General features: G+C 61.3%; 11 protein-coding genes. 6 read left to right on the forward strand and 5 right to left on the reverse strand.

Annotation, left to right across the window (positions count from 1 at the left end; translation table 11 throughout):
* Positions 1-102: 102 nt before the first annotated feature.
* Complete coding sequence (locus LGM20_RS06020) at positions 103-1617, reverse strand: GMC oxidoreductase (protein WP_224222700.1); 1515 nt, start codon at positions 1615-1617, stop codon at positions 103-105.
* A 112-nt stretch (positions 1618-1729) separates the two neighbouring features.
* Positions 1730-3187, reverse strand: coding sequence for an MFS transporter (locus LGM20_RS06025; RefSeq protein ID WP_044524423.1), 1458 nt, complete (start codon positions 3185-3187; stop codon positions 1730-1732).
* A 220-nt stretch (positions 3188-3407) separates the two neighbouring features.
* On the opposite strand from LGM20_RS06025, the gene LGM20_RS06030 reads away from it, so the two are divergent.
* The 4 genes from LGM20_RS06030 to LGM20_RS06045 all read left to right on the forward strand — a co-directional run bounded on the left by LGM20_RS06030 (position 3408) and on the right by LGM20_RS06045 (position 6371).
* The gene (locus LGM20_RS06030) at positions 3408-4181 is read left to right on the forward strand and encodes a TIM barrel protein (RefSeq protein WP_044524422.1); all 774 of its coding nucleotides are present in this window, start codon (positions 3408-3410) and stop codon (positions 4179-4181) included.
* 20 nt (positions 4182-4201) lie between these two features.
* Positions 4202-5215 (forward strand): sugar phosphate isomerase/epimerase family protein, encoded by a 1014-nt coding sequence (locus tag LGM20_RS06035; protein ID WP_044524420.1) that lies wholly within the window; start codon positions 4202-4204, stop codon positions 5213-5215.
* Between the two features lie 11 nt (positions 5216-5226).
* Entirely contained in the window at positions 5227-5619 is a 393-nt protein-coding gene (locus LGM20_RS06040; RefSeq protein WP_023290704.1) for a C-glycoside deglycosidase beta subunit domain-containing protein, read from the forward strand.
* A gap of 272 nt (positions 5620-5891) precedes the next feature.
* Positions 5892-6371, forward strand: coding sequence for an RrF2 family transcriptional regulator (locus tag LGM20_RS06045; RefSeq protein ID WP_044524419.1), 480 nt, complete (start codon positions 5892-5894; stop codon positions 6369-6371).
* Between the two features lie 63 nt (positions 6372-6434).
* Here the strand turns inward: LGM20_RS06045 and oqxB are convergent, their stop codons facing one another.
* Positions 6435-9587, reverse strand: a complete 3153-nt coding sequence (gene oqxB, locus LGM20_RS06050) for a multidrug efflux RND transporter permease subunit OqxB (RefSeq protein ID WP_044524417.1) — start codon at positions 9585-9587, stop codon at positions 6435-6437.
* Positions 9588-9610: 23 nt separating this feature from the next.
* Positions 9611-10786, reverse strand: coding sequence for a multidrug efflux RND transporter periplasmic adaptor subunit OqxA (oqxA, locus tag LGM20_RS06055; protein ID WP_044524416.1), 1176 nt, complete (start codon positions 10784-10786; stop codon positions 9611-9613).
* A 333-nt stretch (positions 10787-11119) separates the two neighbouring features.
* Here oqxA and LGM20_RS06060 point away from each other — a divergent pair, with 333 nt between their 5' ends.
* Positions 11120-11473: a helix-turn-helix domain-containing protein gene (locus tag LGM20_RS06060; RefSeq protein WP_044524471.1), complete on the forward strand. Its 354-nt coding sequence runs from the start codon at positions 11120-11122 to the stop codon at positions 11471-11473.
* A 19-nt stretch (positions 11474-11492) separates the two neighbouring features.
* Here LGM20_RS06060 and LGM20_RS06065 read toward each other — a convergent pair whose 3' ends face one another.
* Positions 11493-12065: a flavin reductase family protein gene (locus tag LGM20_RS06065; protein WP_044524415.1), complete on the reverse strand. Its 573-nt coding sequence runs from the start codon at positions 12063-12065 to the stop codon at positions 11493-11495.
* A gap of 211 nt (positions 12066-12276) precedes the next feature.
* Here LGM20_RS06065 and LGM20_RS06070 point away from each other — a divergent pair, with 211 nt between their 5' ends.
* Complete coding sequence (locus LGM20_RS06070; RefSeq protein ID WP_023290699.1) at positions 12277-13161, forward strand: LysR family transcriptional regulator; 885 nt, start codon at positions 12277-12279, stop codon at positions 13159-13161.
* Positions 13162-13184: the final 23 nt, after the last annotated feature.

Genomic DNA, 13184 nt, shown 5'->3' on the forward strand with positions numbered 1-13184 from the left:
AAAATACCATTGGTTTTGTATGGTTTTTGCGGCAATAAAAAGGCGACCGGTGTCGCCTTTCGCGGGGAGCGGGGCCGCTTGTGCCCCGGTGAGCCAGAGGCGCTACAGCAGCCGCGCCACGATATCGTCAGCGGCGAGGATCGCCAGCGCGACGCTGGTCAGCGTCGGGTTGCAGGCGGTTGAGGTGGGGATCGCCCCGTTGCCGCCGACGTACAGATTGTGAAAACCCCAGACCCGCGAGCGGCGGTCGGCCACGCTGTTGCCGTCGTTCGCTTCTCCCAGGCGACAGGTTCCCTGGTAATGCAGCGAGGTGCCCGCCGGCAGGATCATGGCCTCCCCGCCGGGCGCCACGCGGCCCAGCGCGGCGCCGACGCGTTCAGTCACTGCCACCGCCTGCTGTAAACGGCGGCGATCGCCGTCGGTTAACTGATAGTTCAGCTGCATTTTCGGCAGCCCTACGGCGTCGGTTTCATCACTGAAGACGATCCGATCCTCCTCGCGCAGCTCCTTGGCGAGGAACAGCCCCAGGCCCACCACCGGCTTCGCCGGGGTACCCGACGGCTGGGCAAAGGCGATCGGCGAAGTATCCATCTGCATCAGTTGACCGTGGAACGGAAAATCGGGCTCATGGAACGGCAGCCAGGTGACGCCGGAGACATTGTCCCGTCCGTCGCGCACCGGGGAGGTCGGCGCGACGGCGGCCGGCGGGGCGTCCACTTCAATCAGGGCGATCACCTGCGGCTGATCGTTGAGCCAGCGCCCCAGCGCCCGCGGACGGATGCCCGAGGCGTACAGCAGCTGCGGCGTACGCAGCGCATCGGCGGCGACCACTACCGCTTTGGCCGTCACCACATACTGTTCGCCGGTACGCAGATCGCGCAGCTCCGCCCCGCGGGCGACGCCGTCCTCGCTGAGGATCCGCGTGCACAGGGTGGCGGTGCGGATCTCCACCCCGCGCTGGCGGCGGGTCTCTTCCTCCGCCAGCTCGCCGAGCACCGCGTCGACGCCGGACCAGCGCGGCTTGCCCTCCGGCGTCGCGGCGCAGGCCAGCGGCATAGGCTGCGCCAGCCGCGCCGGCGGACGGTCGCTGGCGAAGTGCTGATTAAGGGCATCGACGATTTGCCGGCCGATGGCGGTGGCCGGAAATCCTTCGCGGGTCACCTGCAGATAATGCTCTGCCGACTCCCAGGCGTCGGCCATCTCCCGGGGATCGAGAAAGGGAATGACTTCGCTGCCGCCCGGTCGCGGACAGGCGCAGGTCCAGTGGACGCCCATGCCGCCGAGGTTAGTGGAGAGCGCGGCGGCCGGCATGCCGCTGTGGGGCGCCGTCGGGTCGAGAAGATGGGTGCCGGGCCGCGCCTGCAGGGCGTCTGCCGGCAGGTTTTCTGGCAGGGCGGCCAGCGGAAACGCCCGGGCGCGGTCGTAGGCCGTTTCCCGCTGCGCTGGCGCCAGGTTGCGGATATTAACCCCGGTGGCGGGCGTCAGCGCTTCGCCGGCTTCCACCACCAGGATCCGCGCGGCGCGGCGGTCGGCAATCCGCCGCGCGAAAGCGGCGCCTACCGGGCCGCTGCCAATAATCAGTACATCGATGTTCTCATCCATATCAGTCCTTGCCATTGTTGTTCTCCGGGCGCATGCCCGTTGCAGGTGTACAGAAAATAGGTACTACAGCTTTGTGCGTCCTGATAAATGGTTCCTCATGATAGCAGCCATTGCCGGACGCGATAGGTCATGGCTTCCCTGGCGGGGGAAGCACCGAGACGGGCAGCAGGCGGCTGAGGGCGGCAATCGCCAGCAGGATCAGGGCGCCAAGGGTCAGCAGGGTGATAAACGCCCCGCGCCAGGCGTCCGGCGCGGAGGCGCTTTGCGCCAGATAGAAACCGCCAAGGGTCGCCATGCCAAGGGCGGCGCCAAACTGCTGGCCGGTGCGAAATAATCCCGACGCCGCGCCGGCATGGGCCACCGGGATCGCCGCCATGGCAAAGGCCGGCAGCGGGGCGGAGATAAGCCCCATCCCACAGCCGCACAGGCCGAACCCGAGACCCAGCGCGGTCAGCGGCAGCGTCCCCGGCGCCGCGGCGATCCCGTAGCCCATCAGCAGCAGGCCGCTCATCTGTACGGCCACCCCGACCAGCGTCACGTTACGCCCAAGACGAGGCGATAGCCGGCGGCCGGCGACGGCGATGGAAAACATCGCCCCGAGGGCGAAGGGGATGTGCAGCAGGGCGGTATGGAACGGGCTGAAGCCCAGCCCGCTCTGCAGCACCAGCGCGGTGGCCAGCAGCAGCGAGGCGGTGGTCAGCTGATAGAGCAGGGTGATGACGATCCCGGCGCGAAAGAAGCGGTCGCGCAGCACCGCGGGGGGTAACAACAGCGTGCCGCCCCGGCGTTCACGGCCCAGCAGATGACGCCAGAGGAGGGCCACCGTGATGAGCGACAGCAGCGGCGGCAGCGCCATCCATAGCGGCCAGCGCAGGGCGGGGCCTTCGATCAGGGTGAGCAGCAGCGCGCCGCCGCCCACCACCGCCAGCAGGGTACCCAGCGGATCGATACCTTTGGCCGCCGGGCTGCGCACCGCCGGCAGCGCCCGCCAGGCCAGTATCACGGCGACGACGATCACCGGCACGTTGATCAAAAAGATCGGCCGCCAGCTGAGGCCGAACAGATTGCTTTCGATGATGATCCCGCCGAGCACCGGGCCGAGGATCCCGGCGGCGCCGCCGAGCAGGCCGAAAATACTCATCACCCGGAAACGTTCGTGCGGGCGATACAGAACCTGCATCAGGGAGAGGATTTGCGGGCCCATCATCGCCCCGCTGGCCCCCTGCGCAATACGCATCGCCACCAGCATCTCCGGGCTGGCGGCCAGCCCGCAGCCGGCCGACGCAGCGCCAAACGCCAGCAGGCCGCTGATAAACAGCCGCCGGTAGCCATACAGATCGCCGAGCCGACCGCCGGTGAGCAGCAGAATGGAGAAAAAGAACAGGTAGCCGGTGACCACCCATTCAATTTGCCGCGGGCTGGCGAGCAGATCCCGCTGTACCACCGGGATGGCGACATTAATGATCGAGACGTCGATGATCTCCAGCACCAGCGCTATCGAAACCACCAGCGTGGCCAGCGTGCGCTGCCGCTCGCTGGTATAGGGAGGCGCCTGAACCGCGGCCGCCGAAGCGTTATTGAGCATGATGTACCTTCAGATTTGGTTAAAAACTTGTTAAATATTGTTGACAATTTATAGCAACCAGAGATTAGAATTAGAGCACTCATTCTGGTTATGCCGCGTCAGATCCTGCTGTTGACCGCGAAGCCAGAAGGGAAGGCGTCACACTGCCGCTCCGAAACAGAATAAGAATTCTTATTCTAATTTTGTTTGTTTTGATCTGGCAAGTAGAGAAGGGGGTCGGATGTATTTGTCCGCATGTATTGAATGGCTGTTTCGTGAAGAGTATCCCGATTTCAGCGATCGGGTCCGGGCGGCGAAAGCGCAGGGATTCAGCCACGTTGAGTTTCATCTCTGGCGTGATAAACCGCTGACGGCGCTGGCGCAGGCGCTGGAGGAGACCGGCGTGAGGCTGTCGAGCTTCGTGGTGGAGCCCCGGCGCAGCCTGGTGGATCCGGCGGAGCATGAGCAGTTTCTGGCGGCAGTGAGCGACAGCCTGGCGGCCTCGCGCCAGCTGGGGTCGCCGCCGCTGGTGGTGGCCTCCGGCTTCAGCCGCGAAGGGGTGGCGATCGCCGAACAGCAGGCGCAGGCGATCCACATCCTGCGCCAGGCGGCGACGCTGGCGGAAGCCGCCGGGGTCACTCTGCTGCTGGAGCCGCTCAACACCCGCATCGATCATCCGGGGATGTTCTTAAACGACACCCGGCTGGCGCTGGACATTATCGAGGCGGTCAACAGCCCGCGGCTGCAGCTGCTGTTTGACGTCTATCACTCGCTGGTGATGGAAGAGGAGATGGAGGAGGTGCTCGGCGGCAGAATGCACCGGGTGGGACACGTGCAGATAGCGCAGGCGCCGGAACGTAACGAACCGGATCCGCGCAGCGGCGAGTGGCCAGAAGTGATCGCCCGGCTGCAACGCCTGGGCTACAACGGGGCCATTGGCCTGGAGTATAAACCGTCGCTGCCCGCAGCGGCCTCGGTGGCCCGCGCCCGCGAAGCGACCGGCTTATCCTGTTAACCAACTTACCTGGTACTTTTATGACTCAGAAAATAAAACGCGGCGTCAGTCTGTACAGCTTTCAGAATGAGACCTATCTCGGCAAGATGTCCCTCGATCAGGCGATCGGTCACTGCGCGACGTTCGGCGCCCGCGGCATTGAAGTCGTCGGCGAACAGACCTTCGCCGGCTGGCCGGAGTGCGGCATGCCGGAGGCGGCGATCGCCGACTGGCGCCGTCTGATGCAGCGCCATGACACGGTGCCGGTGTGCCATGACTTTATGCTCGATTATAAACGCTATAAAGACCGGCCGATGCCGTTTGACGAGCAGGTGCGCAGCGTGCAAAACGACATCGATTTTGCCGCCCGGCTGGGCATGCGCTTTATCCGCTCTCTGGTTTCCGTGGCGCCGGAGGTGCTGGTGGCGGCGGCGCCTTATGCGGAAGACAAAGGGATCACCATTCTGCTGGAGGTGCACGCCCCGCTGCATTTCGACCATCCGTGGATTATTCGCCATGCCGAAGCCTATGAAAAAGCCAACACCCGGGCGCTGGGCTTCCTGCCGGATATGGGGATGTTTTTAGCCCGCTTCCCGCGGGTGTGGAAAGAGCGCTTTATTCGTAACGGTTGCCCGCAGGCGGCGGCGGATTTTATCGAGAAAGCCTATGAGGAGCGGACGCTCAGCGAATACGTGATCCTGGATGTGATGCAAAAATGGGGGCCGGGCCCGCAGCTGGCGATGGCGGAAACGCTGCGCCACAACGCGGCGTTCGAGCCGAAGCGGATGCTCGATTTTATGCCGCGGATCCACAACATTCATGCCAAATTCTACGAAATGACCGACGAGATAAGCGAATGGTCAATTCCCTACGATGAGATCTTCCGCGTGCTGCAGAAGGGCGGCTATGAGGGGTATGTGTGCTCCGAGTATGAAGGCAACCGCTGGGTGGAAGATGCGCAGGAGGTGGACAGCCTGGAGCAGGTCCGCCGCCAGCAGCTGATGTTCTGTCGCCTGTTAGATGAAACCCCACCCCCGGCGCTGCTGGGTCAGTAAGGAGCATTATCATGTTTGATCAGCATATTATCTGCCGCGAAGGTTTCGGCAACGTCACCCGCGACGGGGAAGTTATCGGCGTGCGCTTTTTGGCCCGTCTGCCTTACTACCGCGGTCTGGGTCTGTCGATGGTGGAAGATATCGCCGTGACCCTCAACGGCGAAGCCATCCCGCGGCAGGCGATCCGCCTGGCGCTGCGCGGCCGGGAGTGGACGCTCGACGAGCTGGAGAGCGTCTACGACGACCGGTGGAACTTCGGTGAAAAGGCGACCATCACGGTGCTCAAACCCGGCGGCCTGCCGGCCGGCTGGCATCGCCTGAAGGTGGCCGAGAGGCTGCGGATCTCCTATCTGCCGTTTGTGCCGGTGACCACCTTTGAAACCGAGCTGGAGTTAACGGCGTAACCTCCCGCAGGATCCGCTGCCGTTATGGCAGCGGATTTCTATACCACGGGGCAGCCACCGGGGAGCGCTGAGGAGATTGCCGTCCAGTCAAACCGCTTCGGAAGAGCGCGGTTTCTCAGCCCGCCTGTGCAGACGAAATAGGAAAATTTACTTCGCAGGCTAACCGCAGATTGCTTCAAAAAAATTCCCGTATTTGTTATATTGTTGTTCATTGATTACTCACCTCTGCGGTGCCAAAAAGAACAAGATTCACCGCAACCCAGGACAATACCATGTTAGATTACCGCTTCCCGACAGCTTTGCAGATGGTTCTCAGCGTAGCAATGGCGGAGCAGATGGGTGAACGTTCGACGAGTGCGATTCTGGCCTACGGCCTGGAAGCCAACCCGAGCTTTATCCGCAAATTAATGGTTCCGCTCACCCGTGACGGCATCATTGTCTCCACGCTTGGCCGCAACGGCTCTATTCATCTTGGCCGCCCGGCGGACAAAATCACTCTGCGTGATATCTATCTTTCCGTTATCGAAGATAAAAAACTGTGGGCGTCGCGCCCTGACGTCCCGGCCCGCTGCGTGGTCAGCGCCAACGCCTGCTGGTACTTCAAATCGGTCGCTGACGAAGAGGAGCAGGCTTCGCTGAACGTCCTCGCTCGCCATACCGTGGCCAGCGCGCTGGAGGCGCTTAAAAACGCCGATACCAGCGGCTGCGACCCGGTACCGGAAATGATCGCCCGCTTTAAAAAAGCGCATTAATCCTGGTCCTGACGAAAAAAAACCGCCTTCAGCTGAAGGCGGTTTTTTGTTATTTGCCGCAGGCTAGGCGGGCAGATCCTCCTCGACCGGCTTACTGCGGGTCACCAGTTTCCGTAGCGTCACGTAAAACACCGGCGTCAGGAACAAACCGAACAGCGTCACCCCCAGCATCCCGGAGAACACCGTGATCCCGGTGACGCCGCGGACTTCCGCCCCTGCGCCGTGGCCGAGGATCAGCGGAATGGTCCCGGCGATAAAGGCGATGGAGGTCATGACAATCGGGCGCAGTCGCAGGCGGCACGCCTCCAGCGCGGCTTCCATGATGCCTTTGCCCTGAATCTCCAGCTCGCGGGCAAACTCGACGATCAGAATGGCGTTTTTACAGGCCAGGCCCATCAGGACCACCAGCCCCACCTGCACGAAGACGTTGTTGTCGCCCCCGGTCAGCCAGACGCCAAACAGCGCGGAGAGCATCGTCATCGGCACGATAAGGATCACCGCCAGCGGCAGGGTCCAGCTTTCATACAGCGCCGCCAGCACGAGGAACGCCAGCAGCACCGCCACCGGGAAGACGATCAGCGCCGTATTGCCCTGGGTGGCCTGCTGGAAGCTGAGATCCGTCCATTCAATATTCATTCCATTCGGCAGCACCTGTTTAGACATGGCATCCAGCAGCGTCATCGCCTGCGAGGAGGAGAGGACGCGCGGATCGGCATCGCCAATCAGGTCCGCCGCCGGATAACCGTTGTAGCGGATCACCGGATCCGGGCCGTAGGTGGTACTGATATTCACCATACTGCCGATCGGCACCATTTCGCCCTGATTATTGCGGGTGCGCAGATTGGCGATATCTTCCACGCTCTCGCGGTACGGCCCGTCAGCCTGGGCCATCACGCGCCAGGTACGCCCGAACTGGTTAAAGTCATTGACATAAGACGAGCCGAGATAGGTCTGCAGCGTGCCGAACAGATCGGTCAGCGATACTCCCTGCGCTTTCGCCTTATCGCGATCGACCTGGACATCCAGCTGCGGCACGTTAGCCTGGTAGGTCGAGATCGGGAAGTGCATCCCCGGCGTCTGCATAATCGTCCCGGACATGGCATTCACCGCGCTTTGCAGCGCGCCATAGCCCAGCCCGCCGCGATCCTGGATGTAAAGGGAGTAGCCGGAGCCCTGACCCAATCCTAAAATCGGCGGCGGCAGGATGGAGAAGCCAAATCCCTGCTGGATTTGCGCAATTTTGGCGTTGATCTCCGCGTTGATTTCCGCCGCCGAGTGTTTGCGCTGGTCGAACGGTTTCAGGCCAAAAAAGACCGTCCCGGTATTCGGCGTGTTGGTGAACTGCAGCGCGTTAAGACCGGGGAAGGCGACCGCATAATCGACCCCTTCGGTATTCATCCCGATCTCGCTCATTTTGCGGATCACCGCATCGGTGCGCGCCAGCGACGAACCTTCCGGCATCTTCACGCCGCCAATCAGGTACAGTTTGTCCTGGGTGGGAATAAACCCGCCGGGGACGACTTTAAACATCACCCCTGCGGCGCAGAGCAGCAGCAGGTACACCACAAACACCGCGCCACGGCGGCCGAGGGTTTTGCTCACCAGCCCCTGATAGCCGTTCGAGCTGCGCAGGAAAAAGCGGTTAAACGGACGGAAAATCCAGCCGAACAGACGATCGATCAGCCGGGTAGGGAGGTCTTTTTTCGCGCCGTGCGGCTTTAACAGCAGGGCCGCCAGCGCTGGGGAGAGCGTCAGCGAGTTGATGGCCGAGATCACCGTGGAGATGGCGATGGTCACCGCAAACTGCTTGTAGAACTGACCGGTCACGCCCGAGAGAAACGCCATCGGCACGAACACCGCGCACAGCACCAGCGCAATAGCGATAATCGGCCCGGAGACCTCTCGCATCGCCTGATGCGCCGCGGCAAGCGGCGCAAGCCCCTCTTCGATATTGCGCTCGACGTTTTCCACCACCACGATGGCGTCATCCACCACGATACCAATCGCCAGTACCAGCCCGAACAGGCTCAGGGTATTCAGCGAGAAGCCCAGCAGATAGAGAATGCTGAAGGTACCGACCACCGATACCGGCACCGCGATCAGTGGGATAATCGACGCGCGCCAGGTCTGCAGGAACAGGATCACCACCAGCACCACCAGCACCACCGCCTCCAGCAGCGTCTGCACCACCGCGCGGATGGAGTCGCGCACGAACACCGTCGGGTCGTACGGCGCCGCCCACTTCATATCTTCCGGGAAGCGGGTGGCCAGCTCGGCCATTTTGGCGCGCACGGCGTTCGACAAATCGATGGCGTTAGCGCCCGGGGACTGGAAGATACCGATCCCGACCGCATCCTTGTTGTTGAGCTGGGAGCGCAGCGCATAGCTACCGGAACCCATCTCGATGCGCGCCACGTCGCGCAGGCGGACCAGCGAGCCGTCCTGCGCTGTTTTCAGAATGATATTGCCAAACTCTTCTTCGGTATGCAGACGGCCCTGGGCGTTAATCGAGATCAGGAAGTCGCTCTCCTGCGGCAGCGGCTCGGCGCCAAGCTGTCCGGCGGAGACCTGGACGTTTTGCTCCTGCATCGCCGTGACCACGTCCGAGGCGGTCAGCCCGCGCGCCGCCACCTTATTGGGATCCAACCAGACGCGCATCGCATATTCGCCGGAACCAAATATCTGGATCTGGCCGACGCCGGGCAGGCGCGCCAGCTCATCCTTCACCTTCAGCGTGGCGTAGTTGCGCATATACAGCGAGTCGTACTTACCGTTTGGCGAAAACAGATGCACCACCAGGGTCAGCGTCGGGGACTGTTTCTGGGTGGTGATCCCCAGACGGCGCACATCCTCCGGCAGACGCGCCTCCGCCTGCGCGACCCGGTTCTGCACCTGAACCTGCGCCTGATCCGGGTCGGTACCCGGGCGGAAGGTCACGGTGGTCACCAGCACGCCGTCGGAGCCGGCGACCGATTTCATGTACATCATGTTTTCAACGCCGTTGATCGCTTCCTCCAGCGGCGTCGCCACGGTCTCGGCAATCACTTTCGGGTTGGCGCCGGGATACTCCGCGCGCACCTGCACGCTGGGGGGCACGACGTCAGGATATTCGCTCACCGGCAGCAGCGGGATGGCGATTAACCCGGTGATAAAAATTAAAATCGACAGCACCGCGGCGAAAATTGGCCTGTCGATAAAAAAGCGGGAAAAGTCCATGTCTTGGATTCTCTGATTAGGGATCAGTTGAGGGCGGCGCTAGGGGTCATGGCAACGGTTTTGGCGTTAACCGGCATACCCGGCATAAACACTTTTTGTAAGCCGTCGACGATGACGCTATCCCCAGGCTTCAGACCCTGCTTCACGACGCGTAAACCGTCGGCCAGCCGCCCCGGCGTGATATCACGTCGCTGCGCTTTGCCATCTTTATCAACGATATAGACATATTTACGATCCTGATCGGTGAGCACCGCTTTGTCGTCGATAAGCGTAGCCTGGAACGCCGCGCTGCCCGGCAGACGCACGCGGGCAAACAGACCCGGCGTGAACAGCCGCTGCGAGTTATCCAGCAGGGCGCGCATGCGGATGGTGCCGGTGCTCGGCGTTAACTGATTATCGAGAAAATCCACTTTGCCCTGATGGGGGTAGCCCTCCTCGCCAACCAGGCCAATCTCCACCGGGAGCGCCTGATTATCGCTGGACGCGCCTTGCCCGCGGCGGGCGAGATTCTGATAGTGCAGGTAGGTTGACTCGTCGACGTCAAAGTAGACGTACACCGTCTTCTGCGAGACCAGGGTGGTGAGCACGCTGGCGGTGTCGCCCGCCGTGACCAGGTTGCCGCTGGTGATCAGCGCGCGGCTGGCGCGGCCGTCGATAGGGGCGGTCACTTTGGTGAAGTCGAGGTTAAGCTGCGCGGCATCCACCGCCGCCTGCGCGGCGCGAATATCGGCCTGCGCCTGTACCGCGGCTGACCGGCGCTGCTCCCACTCTTCACGGGAGACGAGGTTGGTATGAACTAATTTATCGGTGCGGTTCGCCTCGCTTTGCGCCAGGCTGGCCTGCGTTTTGGCTCTCGCCAGCGTCGCCTGCGCCTGCTCCAGCGCGGCGCGATAGGTTCTGTCGTCTATCGTGAACAGCACCTGGCCCTTTTTCACCTCCTGGCCGTCGGTATAATTCACTTTATCAATATATCCCGAGACGCGGGGGCGGAGCTGAACGCTCTCCACCGCTTCAATGCGACCGTTGAAACTATCCCACTGACTGATCGACTTCACCAACACCTTAGCGGCGCTGACGGCAGGCGCGGGCGGCGCGGCGTTTTGCGCGACGCTGTCGTCGCAGCCGACGAGCAGAAAAGAGAGCATCATCGCGCCGAGCGCGGTCAGGTGAATGTTTCCCCAGGTTTTTTGCAGGCTCATTATTTTTATTCCAGTCATTGTAGCCGCCGGGCAAGACGCAGCCTGAGAGGCTGCGCTACTTCCTTTGTCCGGGCTGGCTTAAGGCCATTTGTGTCGATCATCGCCACAAAATTGTAACAATCTCGAATACACTATCGCGGCGATTGTAGGAAGGCGCTTAACTAAGTGCAAGAATAATTGTTGCACTTTATGTGCGATCCTCACCGGAGAAAAAAGGCGCGATCCTGGCAGGGTTTTAAATGCAACAATAAAACTTGCATTTTGTGTAAAACCAGGCCACCTTTTAATGCAACTGCTAAAGATGCTTTTAACCGGCCGCGAGGGGGAAATATGATGAACACTGGCGCCATCATTCAGGATCTGATCGACTGGATCGACAACCATCTTGATAGCCGTCTGGATATTGATACCGTTGCCCGGCGAGCCGGCTATTCGAAGTGGCACCTGCAGCGGATCTTCAAAGAACATACCGGGCACCCCCTCGGGGAGTATATCCGGGCGCAAAAGCTGCAAAAATCGGTCGAACGCTTAGCCCACAGCAACGAGCCGATCCTCAACGTGGTGATCGCCCTCGGCTTTGACTCCCAGCAGTCTTTCAACCGCAGCTTCAAGCGCCAGTTTGGCCAGGCGCCCGGCGTCTGGCGCCGGAGTATCAGCCGCTCTGCCGCGCAGACATCTCGTCAGTGATGCTCATGACCGGGGAGGGTCAGTCCTTACCCGGTCCATGATCGAATTTGCTGCCTTTGCCGATGGCATAGAACTGCCCGCCTGCGACATAGTGAACGGTCCGTAGTTCGTCCGGCGCATCATCAAAGATCCAGTGTCCGTTGCGGAATACCCGGTCATCGCTCCAGGCGGCGACGATGTCGCCCATAAACAGATTGTGCTGTTGCTGGATGTCCGGGTAAGGCATCACTTTGCACACCAGCCAGCCCGCGCAGCCGGCGACAAGGGGGAGATCGAACCCCGGCTGATAAAAGAAGGGGATGGTGTCGTTTTTATCCGGCGCATCGGCATAGCTGCGCCCGCCAGCGTAGAGGACGGTTGCCATCTGGCTGACTACGGGGATCTGCACGACGAAATAGCCGCTCTTTTCCACCAGCTGACGAGTGAAGGCCTGGGGGCCGATATAGGCCACCACTTTTCGCTCGCCTGCCAGCCCAACCCAGGCGGCTGACATGACATTTTCGACGCCATCATATTTTGCGGAAATCATGGTGGTGGACCCGACCTGCAATAAACGATACGCCTTACGTAATTCGACAGGCTGAACGGACATTATTTTTCCTTTATGCTTGTTATTTAACGTGTTGATTCTCTGGATGTTTATTGAGGGAATGGTCATTTTTGGCCCCTCACGCGATATCCACAGCGCAACGATACGCCAGGCGATTAAGCGCAAAAAGATGCGTAAATTGTTTTCATTATTCATAATCAACGAATAATCATGCCGCCTGTCGGTAGGCTGCTCGCTACAGGGGAGAAAGAAGGTGGATCGTATCCAGGCTATGCAGATGTTTATGCGCGTCGCGGAGGCAGGGAGCTTCGTGCGTGCCGCGGAAACCCTTTCCCTGCCGGCCTCCACTGTCACCAGTACCATTAAAAACCTTGAGAAATACCTGAAGGTGCGACTGCTGAACCGGACCACAAGGCGGGTGAGCCTGACTCCGGAAGGGATGCAGTATCTGGCGCAGTGCCGGGAAATTCTCGCCCTCATCGAACATAGCGAATCCAGCCTGAGCGAGTCTGTCGCGCGGCCTCAGGGGCGCCTGCGGGTTGATATGCCCGCGGGCATCGCGCATTTCATCGTCATGCCCCATCTGCAAGACTTTTACCGACGTTACCCTGATATCTACCTGATGATCGGGGTCAGCGATCGGCAGGTCGATCTCATTCAGGAAGGCGTCGACTGCGTGATACGCACGGGAGAGCTGAACAACTCCAGCCTGGTGGCCCGGCCTCTGGGCCGCTTTCGCTGGGTCACCTGCGGGTCACCGGACTATCTCAGGGAATATGGCGTGCCGCCATCACCGGAGGCGCTCTCTCAGCACCGGGCCGTGCATTATTTCTCCGGCCAGGCGAGGCGGGCCGATGAGTTCCGCTTCCTTCGCCACGGCGAGACTTTTTCTGTACCCGTCAGCGGCACCGCCGCGGTGAATGAAACGGGGCTTTATATAAAAATGTGCCTGGCAGGATTTGGGCTGGCGCAGCTGGCGGAGAATATCGTGGCTGACCACCTGCGGGAGGGGAGGCTGGTGGAAGTGCTGGCGGACTGGCAGCCGCCCCCGGTACCCGTCACGTTGCTCTATCCGCACCAGCGCTTTCTCTCTCCCGCCGTGCGGGCGTTTGCTGAGTGGATGAGCGAGGTGGTTTGAGGGGATTATCGTTTCGGGAGCCC

It is taken from the genome of Klebsiella quasipneumoniae subsp. quasipneumoniae (assembly GCF_020525925.1).
Lineage (GTDB): Bacteria > Pseudomonadota > Gammaproteobacteria > Enterobacterales > Enterobacteriaceae > Klebsiella > Klebsiella quasipneumoniae.

Coding starts and splice junctions, on each gene's coding strand:
- LGM20_RS06020 (WP_224222700.1), bottom strand. CDS start 1,617: ATGGCAAGGACTGATATGGATGAGAACATCGATGTACTGATTATTGGC.
- LGM20_RS06025 (WP_044524423.1), bottom strand. CDS start 3,187: ATGCTCAATAACGCTTCGGCGGCCGCGGTTCAGGCGCCTCCCTATACC.
- LGM20_RS06030 (WP_044524422.1), top strand. CDS start 3,408: ATGTATTTGTCCGCATGTATTGAATGGCTGTTTCGTGAAGAGTATCCC.
- LGM20_RS06035 (WP_044524420.1), top strand. CDS start 4,202: ATGACTCAGAAAATAAAACGCGGCGTCAGTCTGTACAGCTTTCAGAAT.
- LGM20_RS06040 (WP_023290704.1), top strand. CDS start 5,227: ATGTTTGATCAGCATATTATCTGCCGCGAAGGTTTCGGCAACGTCACC.
- LGM20_RS06045 (WP_044524419.1), top strand. CDS start 5,892: ATGTTAGATTACCGCTTCCCGACAGCTTTGCAGATGGTTCTCAGCGTA.
- oqxB (WP_044524417.1), bottom strand. CDS start 9,587: ATGGACTTTTCCCGCTTTTTTATCGACAGGCCAATTTTCGCCGCGGTG.
- oqxA (WP_044524416.1), bottom strand. CDS start 10,786: ATGAGCCTGCAAAAAACCTGGGGAAACATTCACCTGACCGCGCTCGGC.
- LGM20_RS06060 (WP_044524471.1), top strand. CDS start 11,120: ATGAACACTGGCGCCATCATTCAGGATCTGATCGACTGGATCGACAAC.
- LGM20_RS06065 (WP_044524415.1), bottom strand. CDS start 12,065: ATGTCCGTTCAGCCTGTCGAATTACGTAAGGCGTATCGTTTATTGCAG.